Genomic DNA, 17,146 nt, shown 5'->3' on the forward strand with positions numbered 1-17,146 from the left:
CAGATTGCAAAGATAATACTAAATTATAAATTATGACAAGATGTCAGATAATGTTTAACATAAGTTTTTTATTATTGCAAAAAAATAATGATATGAATTTTTTGGAAATAAAAAGTAAGATTGAAAAAAGTAATAGTGCAGATTTTAATACTGTTTTTAACAGATCTGTAGAGTTGTTTAAAAAGACTTGGTTGCAAGGGTTTTTATTGGTGTTGTTTTTTATAATGACCTATTTAGGAATTGCAATGATAACTGTTTTGCCAGTTGTATTGTTAACGGGATTAAAAGGGAGTGATTTATCGTATAATAATTTTTGGGTTTCGCTATTTGGGATGTTATTCTTTTCTCTAATTCTTATTGTGTTGTTTTTTGTAATGACTGTTTTTACAGGATTGCTCGGAGGATTATATATTATATATAGAAAAGCAGATAAAGGTGAAAATTACGCAACGAGTGATTTTTTTGTATTATTAAAAAAGGATACATTTTTAAAAACATTTAAAGTTACAGTTGCATCACTCGGAATTATTTTAATTTCTTATATGGTGTGTTTTATTCCAATTCTTTATACAGCAATACCGATTAGTTATATTGTTCTAATATATGCATACAATCAAAAATTAAGCACAACAGAAATTGTTAAAATTGCTTTTGCTATTGGTAATAAAAATTGGATTGTCACTTTTTTATTAAGAATAGTAACTAGTCTAGTTGCTTATGTTGGAGTGTTTTTATGTGGTATAGGTTTCTTTTTTACGTTTGCTTTGATCTTGATTCCGCAATACTTCATTTATAAGGATGCTGTGGGGGATTCAGATGATAAAGAACTAGATCAAATTGGGTCTTATAAGTATGATAAAATATAATTATTGTTGTTTCAGGAATGTTTAATTTAAAAAAAAGCCTACTTTTGTCCCAAATAAAATATGGATAATGGCAAAGAATTTAGTTATCGTAGAGTCACCTGCAAAGGCAAAAACTATAGAAAAATTTCTAGGAAAGGATTATCAAGTTGAATCTAGTTTTGGTCATATTGCTGATTTACCTTCAAAAGAAATAGGAGTTGATGTTGAAAATGGATTTAGACCAAAATACGAAGTATCAAGTGATAAAAAATCATTGGTAAAAAAACTAAAAGACTTGTCAAAATCAGCTGAAATGGTTTGGTTAGCATCCGATGAAGACCGTGAAGGAGAAGCGATTGCTTGGCATTTAGCGGAAGAGTTAAAGTTGGAAAAAAGCAAAACCAAAAGAATTGTATTTCATGAAATTACTAAAACGGCAATTCAAAAAGCAATAGAGAACCCTAGAACTATTGATTATAATTTGGTAAATGCGCAACAAGCAAGAAGAGTTTTAGATCGATTAGTAGGGTATGAACTGTCTCCAGTTTTGTGGAAGAAAGTAAAAGGAGGATTGTCGGCAGGTAGAGTACAATCAGTATCAGTAAGATTAATTGTAGAAAAAGAGAGAGAGATTCAAAATTTTAATTCTGAGGCATCTTATAGTATAACTGCAGAATTTACAAATGAATCTGGGAAAGCTTTTAAAGCTAAATTGCCTAAGAATTTTTCAACCAAAGAGGAAGCAGAAAAATTTTTAAGAGATAATATAGGTTCAAGTTATAAAGTTGCAGATCTAGAGACTAAGCCAACCAAAAAGTCTCCAGCAGCACCATTTACTACTTCTACGTTGCAACAAGAAGCTGCAAGGAAATTATATTTACCAGTAGGAATAACGATGCAAATTGCACAGCGTTTGTATGAAGCAGGATTAATTACCTATATGAGAACAGATAGTGTAAACCTTTCAAATGAAGCAATGAGTGCTGCGCAAGCAGAGATTGAAAGTTATTATGGTAAAGAATATGCTAAGCCAAGAAATTATAACACGAAATCGAAAGGTGCACAAGAAGCCCATGAGGCAATTCGCCCAACAGACATGTCTAGGCATACTGTAAATATAGATCGCGATCAAGCGAGATTATATGATTTGATTTGGAAAAGAACATTAGCCTCTCAAATGAGCGATGCACAGTTAGAACGAACCAATGTTAAGATTGAAGCAAATAATCATAACGAAGTTTTTACAGCTACTGGAGAAGTAATCAAATTTGAAGGCTTTTTAAAGGTTTATTTGGAAGGTCACGATGATGATGAAGAGGAGCAAGATGGAATGTTGCCAGCAATGAAAGTAAATGAGAAATTACTCAATAATTATATAACAGCAACGCAGAGATTTACTAGACCTCCAAGTCGATATACAGAAGCTTCATTGGTTAAGAAGTTAGAGGAATTAGGCATTGGTCGTCCATCAACCTATGCGCCAACAATTTCAACAATTATAAACCGTAATTATGTTGAGAAAGGGACTTTTGAAGGGCAAGAAAGAAACTATAATCAGTTGGTTTTTGAGAACGGGAAGATTGTATCTAAAGATTTAACAGAAAATACAGGTTCAGATAAAGGAAAGCTTGTTCCAACGGATATTGGGATGATAGTGAATGATTTTCTTGTAGCGAATTTTAAAACTATTTTGGATTATAATTTTACAGCGAAAGTTGAGCAAGATTTTGATGAGATAGCATCGGGTAATGAAGATTGGGTAAAAATGATGAGTGATTTTTATAATCATTTCCATCCGAATGTGGTAGATGTAGAAAAGAATGCTGAAAGAGAAACAGGAGAAAGAATTTTGGGTAAACATCCAGAAACTGGGAGGCAAATATCAGTACGTTTAGGTAAATTTGGACCAATGGTTCAAATAGGGGAACAAGAAGATGAAGAAAAACAGTTTGCAAGTTTGTTACCTGAGCAAAATATTGGAACAATTACATTAGAAGAAGCGTTAACACTGTTCTTGTTGCCGAAGTCGCTTGGTAAATACGATGGAGAAGAAGTTGAAGTAAATAATGGTCGTTTCGGCCCTTATGTGCGTTTTGGTAAAACCTTTATATCACTACCAAAAGGGGAAGAGCCTTTGGATGTAAGTATTGAAAGAGCAATAGAATTGATTGAAGAAAAAAGGCAAGCAGATGCACCAATTGCTTCATATAAAGGGTTGCCTGTGCAAAAGGGAGTGGGGCGTTTTGGGCCATTTATTAAATGGGACGGAATGTTTATAAATGTGAATAAAAAATATAATTTCGATAACCTGTCACAAGCTGATATTACAGAGCTCATTGAAGATAAAATTCAAAAAGAGATTGATAAAGTAATTCATAATTGGGAAGACGAAGGAATTAGGGTTGAGAAAGCGAGATGGGGTAGATCGGTGATTTTAAAAGGGAAAGTAAAAATTGAGCTTGGTAAAGATATTGATGCTAGTAAAATGACATTAGATCAAGTCAAGGAAATGATTGAGGCAAAAGCACCAGCAAAAAAAACTAAGTCAAAAACTCCCGCTAAAAAAACAGCTACAAAAAAGAAATAATTCATGGTTTTTGATTTTTTACAGCCAATTAGTACAAGTTTTTTTGAGTTTAAAGAAAGCTTGTCTAGTCAAGCATTAGGTAAGAAAGTTTTGTTTCATACTGATGACGATTTCCCAGATTTAGAGAATAGCAATATTGCAATTATATGTGTAAATGAATACAGAGGTAGCGGGAGTGAAAATGAGAATGAAAAATTTGATTCGTTTAGGAAATCTTTTTACTCAATGTTTCCAGGTAACTGGAGTTTGTCAATTGTCGATTTAGGAAATATAATTGCAGGGGATACAATTGAAGATACTTACTTTTTGGTGAAAACTATAAATGAAGATCTTTTGCGAAAGAAAATTGTCCCAATATTTATTGGTGGTTCTCAAGATTTAACATATGCGCTATATAGAGCCTATGATAATTTAGATCAAATGGTTAATTTGGTAACAATAGATAGTTATTTTGATTTTGCAAAAGAAAATGCTTATATTTATAATTCTTTTTTGACACGAATAATTGTTGAAGAACCAAATAATTTATTTAATTTTAGTAATTTAGGCTATCAAACATATTATAATTCTCAAGAAGAAATAGATTTAATAGAGAAATTGTATTTTGAAGCATATCGATTAGGTGAGTTGTCTAATAAAATAGCAATTGCTGAACCAGTATTTAGAGATGCAGATTTAGTGAGTGTAGATATGAAATCAGTCCAATCTTCTTTTTCAGGTAATTATGATCATTTTGTTCCAAATGGATTTGATGGAAAAGAAATATGTGCCTTATCAAGATATTCAGGTATTAGTGATAAAGTTTCTTGTTTTGGATTGTTTAATTTTAGACCTACCGAAAAAGAGTCAGTATTAGTGTCACAGTGTGTTTGGTATTTTATAGAAGGGTTTTCTTTTAGGTCAAGAGAATATCCATTTGGTAGTAAAGAAGAGTATTTGAAGTATATTGTTTTGGTTGAGGAAGATGAGTTAGTCTTTTATAAAAGCAATAAAACGGAAAGATGGTGGATAGAAATACCTTTTTTAGATAATGCAAATAATAAATTGAAAAGAAATACGTTATTACCTTGCACTCATGATGATTATTTGTTAGCATGTGAGCAAGAAGTGCCTAATAGATGGTGGAAAGCATATCGACGTAATTTATTGTAAATCAAAGGTGTTTTGAGTTATTTTGACGATTTTTTTTTGTTAATTTTAATATTTTTTTAAGAAATTATGAAAAATAATTGTTTATTTCAAAATTATTGAATAGGTTTACGCCCTTAAAAGTAAAATTATATTAACCCAAATTTGTATGAAGAAGTTAGTTGTATTTGCAGCAATCTTATCATTGTTTATCAGTTGTGGTAAAGGAGATAGAGGAGAACTAGTAGCTGCCAAAGGAAAAAAATGGCATCCAGAAAAACCTTTTGGTATGACATTAGTGCCTGGAGGTGCTTTTATTATGGGTAAATCAGAGGATGATTTAGCCGGAATTCAGGATGCTCCAACAAAGACAGTAACTGTGCGTTCATTTTATATGGATGAAACAGAGATTACCAATGGTGAGTATCGTAAATTTGTTGATTGGGTCAAAGATTCAATAATAAGAACTAAATTAGCTATGTTAGCTGATGAAGTTGGACAAAATGCAACAGACGGTGCTGGAGGAATTGGAGATTATGCTTTTGCTGATGCAAACGTTGAAGAAATGTCACCATACGACAAGTATATGTATGAGAATTACTACAGTATCGGAACTGACGATGATCCGTATGCGGGAAGAAAGTTAAACAGAAAAGTAAAACTTATTAATGATCCTCAAAAATATCCAGATGAGTATTATGTAGAGGTTATGGATTCTATGTATCTTCCAGAAAGTGAGTCGTATAATGGGTTGAAGACTATGGATGTTTCTAAGTTGGAATTTAAATTTAGAGAGGTTGACTGGAATCAGGCGGTTACTAAAAAAGGACGTAAAGATTTATATAAAGACAATAAACCTATTCCAATTTATCCGGATACAACCGTTTGGATTAAAGATTTTGCTTATTCATACAACGAACCAATGCATAATGATTATTTCTGGCATCAAGCTTATGGTGAATATCCTGTAGTAGGTGTTACTTGGAGGCAAGCTAAGGCTTTTTGTGCATGGAGAACATTGTATAAAAATTCATACATTAAAAAGAAAAAAGGTAGAGACCAAATAAATTCATTCCGTTTACCTACAGAAGCGGAGTGGGAATATGCTGCAAGAGGAGGTCTAGAATCTGGAGCTTTCCCATGGGGAGGTCCTTACACAAAGAACGATAGAGGTTGTTTTATGGCGAACTTTAAGCCTAATAGAGGTGATTATGCAGCTGACGGAGCATTATATACTGTTGAAGCTAAATCATATGAGCCAAATAACTTTAATTTATACAACATGGCAGGTAATGTCTCTGAGTGGACAGAATCAGCTTATGATGTTACTGCAAACGAATTCGTTTCTACGATGAATCCTAATGTTGCAGATCGTAAAAATATGAGAAAAGTAGTTCGTGGCGGATCATGGAAAGACGTTGCTTATTTCTTACAAGTTTCAACACGTGATTATGAATATGCTGATTCTGCAAGAAGTTACATCGGATTTAGAACTGTGCAAGACTATATGGGTACAGCTGCTACAGCTACAAGCCCTAAATAACATTTAACCAATTTTTTAATTATATTAACTTAACTAACTAAAATTTTTATTATGGCAATTTTAAGTAAAAAAATGATGAACTTCCTTTATGGAATGGGAGCGGCAGTAGTAATCGTTGGAGCTTTATTCAAATTACAACACTGGGTATTTGCAAATGAGATGTTAATCGTAGGGCTTTTAACTGAAGCTTTTATTTTCGGTTTATCAGCATTTGAAGCTCCTGAAAAAGAATTAGACTGGTCACTTGTTTATCCAGAATTAGCTGGGGGAGAGTCTGGTGGAAAGAAAAAAGTAGAAAATCCAGTTGAAGCTCAAGGTTTGTTATCTCAAAAATTAGATAATTTGTTAAAAGATGCTAAAATAGATGGCGCTTTAATGGAAAGTTTAGGTACTAGTATAAGAAATTTTGAGGGAGCTGCTAAAAGCATTTCTCCAACTGTAGATTCAATTGCTTCTCAAAAGAAATATTCAGAAGAAATGTCTCAGGCAGCAGCTCAAATGGAAGCATTGAATAGCTTGTACAAAGTTCAATTAGAAAGTGCAACAAGAAACGCAGAAGCAAATAAAGAAATTGCTGATAATGCAGCTAAATTAAAAGAACAAATGCAGTCTATGACTTCTAACATTGCATCGTTAAATGCAGTTTATGGAGGTATGTTAACTGCTATGAATACAAGAGGATAATTAGTTTTATCAATTAAATTAAAAGTATTTATTAATTAAAAAAACTAATTACGCAAATGGCAGGAGGAAAATTAACCCCTAGACAGAAGATGATTAACCTTATGTACTTGGTTTTCATTGCAATGTTGGCATTGAATATGTCAAAAGAAGTATTAACCGCTTTTGGTAACTTTAACGACAAGTTTGATGAATCAAACAAATTAACTGAACAATCTAATGAGGCTCTTTTAGCAGCTTTAGATGTTAAGGCTACTGATGAGCCTGCAAAATATGGTGAATCAGCAAAAAAAGCTAAAGAAGTTGCTAGAATCTCAAAAGAGTTTACCGCTTTTATAGAATCACTTAAAGCTGACGTTACTAAAGGTTTTGAAGTGGATAAAAAATCAGGGAAGTTACCATTTGAAAATATGGATAAGAGTACTATTGATGAAGTTTGGTTTAAAGGAGATGGATATAGCCCAAGAGGAACTGAAATTGTTTCAAAAATAGATAAGTATGTAGCAGATATTAAAAAAGTACTAGGTACAGATGTTAAATACATTCCATTTATTAAAGAAATTGAAAAAAAATTCTCTACAGCTGATATCACGAATAGAGAGAATGTGAAAGTTAAGTATTTAGATTATAAAACTAAAGGTTTTCCAGCAGTATCTACTTTGACTTTTTTAACTTCTATGCAAAATGATGTTAAAAATACTGAGGCTTCTTCTTATAATTTATTTTTAGGAAACGCTTTAAAATCTGCTGCATCTATGAAGAATTTTCAAGCTATTGTAGTTTTAGATAAAAATGCGTATTTCCAAGGTGAGCAAGTTACTGGAAAAGTAGTTTTGGGACGTTATGATGCAAATACACAGCCTACCTCTTTCAAAGGACCTGGTAAAATTGAAAATGGACAAGCTGTTATTTCGATGACTGCTGGTGGTATAGGTGAGCAAAATATATCTGGTGAATTTGGATTTTTAGAAGATGGGAAAGAAATTCCATTGAAGTTTGAAGGTAAATATGTTGTAGTACCCCGTCCAAATTCAGCAACTATATCTGCTGATAAAATGAATGTTGTTTACCGTGGTGTTGTAAACCCAATGACAATATCTTTTGCAGGTGTATCTGATAGTGATGTTACAGCTTCGGCAGCTGGATTAACTAAAGTAGGTAATGGTAAGTATAACATGAGCCCAGGTTCTGGACGAGAAGTGTTGATTAATGTTAATGCTAAATTGCCAGATGGTAAAGTAGTAACTGATCAAAAGATGTTCCGTATTAAAGGTATTCCTGGTCCTAATGGAACAATTAGAGGAGAGTATGCTGCTACGGGTCCTAAAAATAATTTAGAAATTTCAACTGTTGGAGCTAAATTAGAAGATTTCGATTTTGAAGTAGGATTAAATGTTACTGGATTTACAATTAAAGTGCCAGGGCAACCTACAGTATTAGTTTCTGGAAATAAAATGGATGCTAGAGCTAAAGCTGCTATTTCTAAAGCACAAAGAGGAGACGTTGTTATTATTAGCAATATCCAAACTAAATTAGTTGGTGCAGGAAATTATATGTTGCCTAAAACAGCACCTTGTACTTACGAAATTAAATAAGTTACAATATAAGTTTATATATAAACTAAATAGAATAAAAAATGAATTGGAGAAAAATTATATTAGTAGGAGCATTAGGTTTAAATACGGTTTTAACTTTTGCACAGTCTAATCTTTTAAATGCTAAGACACCTGATCAAATTGGTCAAAAAACAGAAGCAGAATTAATTGCTGATAATGATAGACCACTTCCATACGGTTATGTTATGGATAGAGATGTGCTTATGGGGAAACGAGTTTGGGAATATATTGATCTTGATGAAAGAGCAAATTTTCCTTTATATTTTCCTGTAGAAGGAGATGTAATGTCAACAAAAGAAAGACAACCACTTTATAATGTTTTAATTAACGGTATTAGAGATGGTAAAATTACTGAGGTTTATGGAGATAGTTATTTTCAAGACAAAAAGACATTAGAAGATATTGAGTTTTCGTTAGTATTGATTGATACATCTGATGTTGGTAGAGAATACTACAATGCAGGTGAAGCTATTCCTGAGGAATATATCACTAAGACAGTTATTCAAGCTTACGATGTAAATGCTTACAAAATTGTTGGTTATTGGTATTTTGATAAACGTCAAGGGGAATTAAAATACCGTATGCTTGGGATTTGTCCTGTAGTTCCAGATGTTTATACTATGGCTAATGAAGAGAAGGATTATATTGATTTATTTTGGGTATATTTCCCAGCTTCAAGAGATGTACTTCATGAGGCAAAATCATTTAATAATAAAAATTCGGCTATGCCTTTCTCCTTTGATCATTTATTGAATTCAAGAAGATTTACGAGTTTTATCTATCTTGAAGAGAATGTTTATGGTGATCGCCAGATTAAAGAATACATGAAAGATAATGCTCAAATGCAATTATTAGAATCAGAACGCGTAAAAGATAAAATACGTGACTTTGAACAAGATATGTGGAATTATTAAAATAGATTTTCTCCAATTTATTATAAACTCTTATCATTTATTTGATAGGAGTTTATTTATTTTTATACTATGATAGATTATTTAATTGTTGGTTCAGGTATTGCTGGAATTTGTTTTTCAGAGTTTGCACTTCTAGAAGGGAAAAAAATTAAAGTTTTTGAAAATTACTCGCAACCTTCTTCAAAAATTGCAGGAGGTCTCTATAATCCTGTTGTTTTAAAGCGTTTTAGTGAAGTTTGGAAGGCTAAAGAGCAATTGGATTTGGCTTTGCCTTTTTATGCTGCTATTGAAGAAAAATTAAATGTTAAGTTTGATTTTAAAATTCCAATTTACAGGAAGCTTGCATCTATTGAGGAACAAAATAATTGGTTTCAAGCTGCAGATAAAGTGAATTTGTCTGATTTTTTATCTACAAATATTCTTCCAAATAACTTTCCTAGTATTAAGGCTTCATTTGGTTTTGGTGAGGTTTTTGGAACGGGTTACTTAGATGTAAAGTGTCTTGTTGATGCCTATGAATTATTTTTAAGAGAAAATTCAATGTTTTCTAATGAATCTTTTGATTATAATAAAATAGAGTTTCAAGAAGATTACATACAATATGCTGGACTAAAAGTAAAAAATATTGTGTTTGCAGAAGGGTTCGGACTTCATTATAATCCTTTCTTTAAAGATTTGCCATTAGATGGTACAAAGGGAGAGTTGTTGATTATAAAATCTAAAGATTTGAATATTAATGTTACTGTTAAATCTAGTGTTTTTATTCTTCCTATTGGAAATGATATTTATAAGGTTGGTGCTACATATGATTGGAAAGATAAAACAAATGTGCCTACTAAAGTAGGTCGTGATGAACTTATTGAAAAATTAGAAGAAGTTATTAATTGCGAATATGAAATTATTGATCATTTTGCTGGTGTTCGTCCAACAGTAAAAGATAGAAGGCCATTAGTAGGGACTCATTATAAACATCAAAATCTGCATATATTGAACGGACTTGGGACTAGAGGAGTTATGTTGGCTCCGTTTTTAGCTAACCAATTGTTTAATGCTATCGAAAATAAGATTGCATTAGATAAAGAAATTGATATTGTTAGAATATATAGAAAGAAAAATATTATTTAGAGTTCCAGTTTTTGTCATAATGTACAAATATATTAATCCATATATTTCTTGATAGCCTCATTGTGATTGGCATGAAAAGAATAAGTGTTATTATAATGACAACAAATGCTGTTTTTAGACTACTATTAAAAAATAGATAGGATATTATAAATGCTGCTACAGAAAAAGCAATACCTAAACCGTAACTAACATACATTGCTCCATAAAAAAAGGATGGTTCAATTTTGTATTTTAAATTACAATGGCTACATTTTTCATGCATTTTGTAAATATTTGACAAATTATAAGGATTTTTGTCTTCATACATGCTCTCTTCATGACATTTTGGACAACTTCCTGTTAAAATACTATTTAGTTTGGATCCTTTTTTTAACATTTGCAAAAAATTTATACAAAGATACTATTTACACAAAGTAAATAAGTAACAATTGTAACAAAACTATCATGCTAAACATACATAATTTATCGGTTTCTTTCGGAGGGACCTATCTTTTTGAAGAAGTTACTTTTCGTTTGGGCTCTGGGGATAGAGTTGGACTTGTAGGTAAAAATGGTGCAGGTAAATCTACGATGCTAAAAATTTTGGCTGGTGATTTTAAGCCTGACTCAGGGGTTATTGCTACAGAAAAGGAAGTGAAAATGGGTTTCCTTCGTCAAGATATTGATTTTGAAGAAGGAAGAACTGTTTTGGAAGAAGCCTACCAAGCTTTTGGAGATATAAAAAGAGCTGAATTTCGTATAGAAGAAATTAATCACGAATTAGCAACCAGAACAGATTATGAAAGTCAAAGCTATTCTGAATTAATTGAAGAATTGGGAGAAGTAACGCATCATTATGAAATTCTAGGAGGTTATAATTATGTTGGTGATACTGAAAAAATACTTATAGGTTTAGGTTTTAAGCGAGAAGATTTTGATAATTTAACAAATACTTTTTCTGGAGGTTGGAGAATGCGTATTGAACTGGCTAAATTATTGTTACAGTCTAATGATATTTTACTGCTAGATGAGCCAACCAATCACTTAGATATTGAAAGTATTATTTGGTTAGAAGGGTTTTTAAGAAATTTTTCTGGAGTAGTCGTTATCGTTTCTCACGATAAGATGTTTTTAGATAATGTAACTAATAGAACAATAGAAATTTCATTAGGAAAAGCTTACGATTTTAATAAGCCATATTCTCAATATTTATTACTTCGTGAAGAAATTAGAGAAAAACAATTAGCAACACAGAAAAATCAAGCAAAAAAAATTGAGGAAACCGAAAAGTTAATTGAAAAATTTCGTGCCAAAGCTTCTAAAGCTTCCATGGCACAATCTTTAATTAAAAAGTTAGATAAAGTAGAAAGAATCGAAGTAGATGAAGACGATAATTCGGTAATGAATATTTCATTTCCTGTTTCTCAAATTCCAGGAAGAGTAGTAGTAGAAGCAGAACATGTTACTAAGGCTTATGGAGAAAAAGTAATTTTAAAAGATATTTCGCTGCTAGTGGAACGTGGAAGTAAAATTGCATTTGTTGGTCAAAACGGACAAGGGAAATCTACATTTATTAAAGCTATTGTAAATGAATTCGAATATGATGGAACCATTAAGCTAGGTCATAATGTTCAATTAGGATATTTTGCTCAAAATCAGGCAGAATATTTAGATGGAGAAAAAACGCTTTTAGACACGATGTTAGAAGCTGCGTTAGATTCTAATCGTTCAAAAGTGAGAGACATGTTAGGGGCTTTTTTGTTTAGAGGTGATGATGTAGAAAAGAAAGTAAAAGTGCTTTCTGGAGGTGAAAGAAACCGTTTAGCATTGTGTAAGCTACTTTTACAGCCAATCAATGTACTTTTAATGGATGAGCCAACCAATCACTTAGATATTAAATCTAAGAATGTTTTAAAAGCTGCTTTAGAAAAATATGAAGGGACATTGTTACTCGTTTCGCATGATAGGGATTTTCTTCAAGGTTTAGCAAATGTTACTTACGAATTTAAAGATCAGAAAATTAAGGAATACTTAGGAGATATTAATTTCTTTTTGGAACAACGAAATGCTAACGATATGCGTGCTTTTGAAACAAAAGATACTCCAAAAGCATCAAAAAGTGCTACTGCAACTCAGGTTGAAAAGAAAGCAATTTCTTATGAAGAGCAAAAAAAGCAAAAGGCATTGCAAAATAAGCTTAGTAAAATTGAAAATCAGATAAAGCAATTAGAAAATGATATTCAAAAAGACGATAAAGAGTTGGCTACAAATTATGATAAATTGGTTGAAAATGCCTCATTCTTTACTGCATATGAAAAGAAAAAGAAAGAGTTGGATCAATTATTAGAAGATTGGGAAAATGTCCAAATTGAATTAGAAGAACTGGAGTAATATCACTGAGTTCTAATGAGTAATTTGAGTAATTTTTTTTTTTGGGTTTATTATGAGCTTAATAAGCCCAAAATTTATAAATGAGAGTAGGAGTCTGTATAAATTATAAAATTAGATGTTTTATTATCGATAAAAGACTATTTAAAAGGATGTCTAGGTTGCCAAGTAACTTCTGGTTCTAATTTATTGAATATTTTAGGCATCAATCTATTTATTATGGTGTTAGTATGGTATATAAAACCTGTCATAACAACTGCTTTTGCTCCAATAGAACTTTTTATTTCTAGTGCAGTTCTGCCAAAAATGATTTTTTTGAACCCATTAACGATTCCAAACTCTGTCATGTTATATAGCATATTTAGATATAACATGTGCTCTTTCTGAAATTCATCATCATAACCAAGAAAATAGGTTTCCAAAGTTGCTTCATTCAAAAGAAGGGTGTGAAAACCAACAAGTAAATCATCTTTAAAATAACCAAAGAGTTTGAATCTATTTCCACATTGTTTTTTGAAAAATGAAAAATGGTTTTTTGAAAGGAAAAAAGTATTGAATGGAGCATTTAAAGCAACATGATGATATAATTCGTAGATTCTTTCTTCGTTTGTAATGATTTCTTCGAGCGATAGTTCTTGGACCACGACACCTTCAATTTTCTTATGTGCGCGTTTGTATTGATCTCTATATTTTTTGGTAAAAGCACTAATATAATTTTCGGTAGTTTTCCATTCTTCAGCTAAGTGAAAAATCATATTGGGTTGTGTGTTGAATTCATATATTGCATTGAAATCATACTTTTTTAATTTTTCAGTAAAGTCTTTGTAAAAATCTTTATAGGTAACAATATGAATTTTTACTTTCTTTTTTCTGAAATAATCAATTAGATATGTTGTGCAATCAATTAGGATCTTGCTTATGACTTGTGTACTAACTTCTTTTTTAAAAGTAAAGCTGTTTTCACCAGTAATCATATTATTCCCAATGAAAAGAACATGAGAGCAAAAGTTCTTGAAAATAAAGTTTCTAACATGTGTTTTTAGATAATTATCTCTTTCTCCGAAAGATTCTAATTGATTTACGTTTATGTATTGCGCTATGGCTACACCTATGAGTTCATTTTTTTCAAAAATCCCAATAAAAAAACACTGCATGTTTAAAGGGGCAGCATTTTGAAGGACACCTAAATAAGGTCTCTGCAAAAAATGATTAGATGATGAAACTATATCCCAATTGTGAGGTAATTCCGCAACGTCTTGGTATATTTTGAATGTTATGTTTTCCAATGTAAAAAAAATCGTTCCGCAAAAATAGAACGATTAATATATAATTAAATGTTAATTAACTAACAATTTTGTCTTTTTTATTGCCAAGCAGAAATTATTCCGCCCATAATGATTAAGCTGGCAATCCAGTAACCTGCATTAATAAATATATATTTCCAACTGCGTTGTTCAAAAAGAGCATTGGTTCCTAAAACAGGTAAGGCAAAAAAGATACCTAAAAAAGCACCGTGAAACGCACCATGTTTAAAGGATCTAAATTTTCCACCATGAGTTTTTAAAAATTCCATTACAGCTACATCCGTTTCGTTTCCACCCGCAGCTTGAATTACGCCTGTTTCATGAATAACCATAGTGGGTAAAATAAAAGCAAGTAAAAGAGCAAAGAATAGTGCAAACCCGAAAATTTTTGCCATATTTCCATTCTTTGCTTTCTCTTCAGTCATACCAGTTTCATTCATCCAAGCAGTACCGAATACTTTTGGATTGTACCAAATAGCACCAAGCACAAACGTACTTAATGCAGCTACTAAAATTGCTAAAAAATTCATAATAATTGTTTTTATAAGGTTAGTTCTCTCAAATATAAGCAAATTTGGCTTAGTTAAAACGTGTTTTATTTTTTGCTTTTTATATGCTAATAAGAAGGTGAAAAGTGTAAAATACGTATTTATACGTACAAAATACCCTTAAAAATACGTATTTATACGTATTGATTTGTATAATTATTGTTCCTAGATTTGAAAAGTTGAGAATTTAATTTAAAGTAGAAAACAAAAATAAAATGAACTTCATTTCAATAATTAGAGAATTACAAATAAGTAAAAAAACAATATTTCTTTCAGTACTTGGACAAACATATTATTTTCTTATTGCTTTCTTTCTTTTTAAGTCAGAACTAATAAATAAACTTGACGAGAACTTTATTTTTGATGTAAAGTTTTATTATGTAATCGGAATAAGTTTCTTAATGTCTAGTTTTTGGTTTTTGGTAAATATTGGAATTTCATCTTTTGTTTTAATGTTTCATCCTTCTAGCGTAAAATATATAAATAACCCTTCAGGAGTATTTATAAATTCTATGATATCTTCAATAGGATATTTAAGTGGTGCAATGTTGTTAAACTTTATTTTAGATTATGACTTTATTCATTTCGTAGCTTATGCTTTTAGTTTTATAGCAATTAAAATACTTTGGGTAGTTTGGAAAACATTGTTTGTCAAAAAGAATTGTAGAATGGACACTACTGTAGGTGTATGAAAAATGTAAGTAAATTTACAATAAATAATAGTTGGCTAAAGGGTAAATTTTAAAGAAAAATGAATAACTTAGAGGCATTAACCCAAAACTTTAATAATTATGGCAATTAACTCAAATTCAGGATCTGAAATTTCTTTAAAAGATGGAGTAGTATTAACAAAGCAATTTCAACAAAAGTTTCCTAAAGAAATAAAAGCGTCATTTATAGGTATAGATACTATAAATTTGATTTTAAAACAACCTGAGTGTGTAGGTATTCGCATCTATAATGGTTATGATGTTGTTTTAGAAAGATTGGCTCCTGTTTTAGTAGGTGTAAAGGCAGATGGAAGAGATATGACAGATGGAATTATTTTGGATAAGGGGCTGCCATGTCCTCAATATTGTGATTCTGAGAGTCCATTAACAGGGAAATAAATTGAATACAGAATTATTTTATTTGTTTATAATTACAGGGCTCATCCCTGTAATTATCTATTTATTAAGCAGAAGAGTAAATCAAAGTACGGTTTACTTTCTTCCTTTTATTCTTTTAACTGGTTTTTCTTCAATTTATGAGTATATAGGGACTTATTTATTACATTTAAATACTGGTTATTGGTTCAGGATTTATTCTTTTTTGGAGTTTTCTGTGGTTTGGTATTTTTATTACAAAATCTTAGATTTTAAAAAATCTTATCTCTTTTTTGGAGCTTTCTATTTATTGCTCTATGGTTATTGTCTTATAGATTGGTCTCCCAACTCCAAAACAATAGATGATTTACCGCTAAATATTGCCATAACATTAATGGTGGTTGTTAGTAGTTTTTTATGGTTCTTAGATGTTTTTAAGAAAATGGAAGACAAAGCGTTATACCATAGAACAGAGTTTTATTACATCTCTGGTTTGTTAATTTATTTTACAGGAACTTTTCTAGTCTTTCTAACGGCTGATTATATTATAAATAATGATTCCATAAAATTGCTTGATTATTGGGTTTTAATCATTATTTTTAACCTCATTCTAAGGGTTATCTTAATATTTACAGTTTGGAAAGCACGAATCAAGTTGGAACATTAATTGTTGTTGGAACAGGGCTAATTACTTTATTGGTACTGTTTGTTTTGTTTTTAGCCGTATTTTATCAAACTAATATGATGAAAGTTAAACGGAAAGAAGCAGAATTATTACTCAAAACTTCTTTAGAGTCTGAAAAGACTGAGCGCAAGAGAATTGCTGCAGATATCCATGATGGTGTATCAGGAGATTTGAATGCTATTCGTAATTTCTTATCTGTATTATATAAAACGGAACAAGATGAAGAAAAAAAAATCTTGTTTGAAGAAATTAAATCTGGTGTAGAAGCAGCATTAGAAAACACAAGGCTTGTTTCTTATAAGTTAATGCCTCCTTTGTTGGAGTCATCAGGGTTTATTGTTGCTCTACAAGATTATTTTGACCGCATAAATAAAAAAACAGCAGCATGTTTCTCTGTAAAAACTGAAATAGCCTATTTAGATATCTCTAATGAAATATCTTATGAGTTATTTCGGATTATACAGGAATTTACTACAAATATGATAAAGTATGGCAATATAACGAAATGTAATATTGGTATAACTTTTGATCAAGGAGTTTATAATATTACAATTTCAGATGATGGAATTCCTTATAATTTTAAAGAATTGTATAGTGACTCTAAAGGAACTGGACTCAAAAATATTAATTCCAGATTAAAAGTAATAGAAGCTGTTTTCAAACAAAATAATGTTAATGTTGGAAATCAATTTTTAATCTCTTTAAATAAAGTATAGAA

At 30.9% G+C, this 17,146-nt stretch carries 16 protein-coding genes; 13 read left to right on the top strand and 3 right to left on the bottom strand.

Features of this window, described 5'->3' with window-relative positions; translation table 11 throughout:
- Positions 1-92 precede the first annotated feature (92 nt).
- From ACZ49Z_RS10725 to ACZ49Z_RS10760, 8 genes are all read left to right on the top strand, one after another.
- Positions 93-866, top strand: a complete 774-nt coding sequence (locus ACZ49Z_RS10725; RefSeq protein ID WP_464304318.1) for a hypothetical protein — start codon at positions 93-95, stop codon at positions 864-866.
- 67 nt (positions 867-933) lie between these two features.
- Entirely contained in the window at positions 934-3,432 is a 2,499-nt protein-coding gene (gene topA, locus ACZ49Z_RS10730; protein ID WP_464304319.1) for a type I DNA topoisomerase, read from the top strand.
- Between the two features lie 3 nt (positions 3,433-3,435).
- Positions 3,436-4,584 (top strand): formimidoylglutamase, encoded by a 1,149-nt coding sequence (locus tag ACZ49Z_RS10735; RefSeq protein WP_464304320.1) that lies wholly within the window; start codon positions 3,436-3,438, stop codon positions 4,582-4,584.
- A 145-nt stretch (positions 4,585-4,729) separates the two neighbouring features.
- Positions 4,730-6,103 carry a T9SS ring complex lipoprotein PorK/GldK gene (porK, locus tag ACZ49Z_RS10740; protein WP_464304321.1) on the top strand — a complete coding sequence of 458 codons (1,374 nt, stop codon included), beginning with the start codon at positions 4,730-4,732 and terminating at the stop codon, positions 6,101-6,103.
- A 51-nt stretch (positions 6,104-6,154) separates the two neighbouring features.
- A complete protein-coding gene (porL, locus tag ACZ49Z_RS10745; RefSeq protein WP_464304322.1) occupies positions 6,155-6,787 on the top strand; it encodes a type IX secretion system motor protein PorL/GldL in 633 nt (210 codons plus the stop codon).
- Positions 6,788-6,843: 56 nt separating this feature from the next.
- The gene (gene porM, locus ACZ49Z_RS10750; protein ID WP_464304323.1) at positions 6,844-8,379 is read left to right on the top strand and encodes a type IX secretion system motor protein PorM/GldM; all 1,536 of its coding nucleotides are present in this window, start codon (positions 6,844-6,846) and stop codon (positions 8,377-8,379) included.
- Between the two features lie 41 nt (positions 8,380-8,420).
- Positions 8,421-9,314 (top strand): type IX secretion system ring subunit PorN/GldN, encoded by an 894-nt coding sequence (gene porN / locus ACZ49Z_RS10755; RefSeq protein ID WP_464304324.1) that lies wholly within the window; start codon positions 8,421-8,423, stop codon positions 9,312-9,314.
- 69 nt (positions 9,315-9,383) lie between these two features.
- Positions 9,384-10,439, top strand: coding sequence for an NAD(P)/FAD-dependent oxidoreductase (locus ACZ49Z_RS10760; protein ID WP_464304325.1), 1,056 nt, complete (start codon positions 9,384-9,386; stop codon positions 10,437-10,439).
- Here the strand turns inward: ACZ49Z_RS10760 and ACZ49Z_RS10765 are convergent.
- On the bottom strand, positions 10,432-10,815 hold the full coding sequence (locus ACZ49Z_RS10765) for a DUF983 domain-containing protein (protein WP_464304326.1): 384 nt from the start codon (positions 10,813-10,815) through the stop codon (positions 10,432-10,434). The two genes, ACZ49Z_RS10760 and ACZ49Z_RS10765, sit on opposite strands and share 8 nt — an antisense overlap.
- Before the next feature lie 68 nt (positions 10,816-10,883).
- Here ACZ49Z_RS10765 and ACZ49Z_RS10770 point away from each other — a divergent pair, with 68 nt between their 5' ends.
- Positions 10,884-12,809, top strand: coding sequence for an ABC-F family ATP-binding cassette domain-containing protein (locus ACZ49Z_RS10770; RefSeq protein ID WP_464304327.1), 1,926 nt, complete (start codon positions 10,884-10,886; stop codon positions 12,807-12,809).
- A 137-nt stretch (positions 12,810-12,946) separates the two neighbouring features.
- Here the strand turns inward: ACZ49Z_RS10770 and ACZ49Z_RS10775 are convergent, their stop codons facing one another.
- Complete coding sequence (locus ACZ49Z_RS10775) at positions 12,947-14,092, bottom strand: 8-amino-7-oxononanoate synthase (protein ID WP_464304328.1); 1,146 nt, start codon at positions 14,090-14,092, stop codon at positions 12,947-12,949.
- 77 nt (positions 14,093-14,169) lie between these two features.
- Positions 14,170-14,640 (bottom strand): DUF1761 domain-containing protein, encoded by a 471-nt coding sequence (locus ACZ49Z_RS10780; protein ID WP_464304329.1) that lies wholly within the window; start codon positions 14,638-14,640, stop codon positions 14,170-14,172.
- Positions 14,641-14,873: 233 nt separating this feature from the next.
- Between ACZ49Z_RS10780 and ACZ49Z_RS10785 the strand changes: the two genes are divergently transcribed.
- The 4 genes from ACZ49Z_RS10785 to ACZ49Z_RS10800 all read left to right on the top strand — a co-directional run bounded on the left by ACZ49Z_RS10785 (position 14,874) and on the right by ACZ49Z_RS10800 (position 17,144).
- Positions 14,874-15,350, top strand: a complete 477-nt coding sequence (locus ACZ49Z_RS10785) for a hypothetical protein (RefSeq protein ID WP_464304330.1) — start codon at positions 14,874-14,876, stop codon at positions 15,348-15,350.
- A 99-nt stretch (positions 15,351-15,449) separates the two neighbouring features.
- Entirely contained in the window at positions 15,450-15,767 is a 318-nt protein-coding gene (locus tag ACZ49Z_RS10790) for a hypothetical protein (protein ID WP_464304331.1), read from the top strand.
- Position 15,768: 1 nt separating this feature from the next.
- Positions 15,769-16,410 (top strand): hypothetical protein, encoded by a 642-nt coding sequence (locus ACZ49Z_RS10795; RefSeq protein ID WP_464304332.1) that lies wholly within the window; start codon positions 15,769-15,771, stop codon positions 16,408-16,410.
- The gene (locus ACZ49Z_RS10800; RefSeq protein WP_464304333.1) at positions 16,380-17,144 is read left to right on the top strand and encodes a sensor histidine kinase; all 765 of its coding nucleotides are present in this window, start codon (positions 16,380-16,382) and stop codon (positions 17,142-17,144) included. The genes ACZ49Z_RS10795 and ACZ49Z_RS10800 overlap by 31 nt, the downstream gene beginning before the upstream one ends.
- Positions 17,145-17,146: the final 2 nt, after the last annotated feature.

The organism is Flavobacterium sp. KY-23415 (assembly GCF_055384985.1).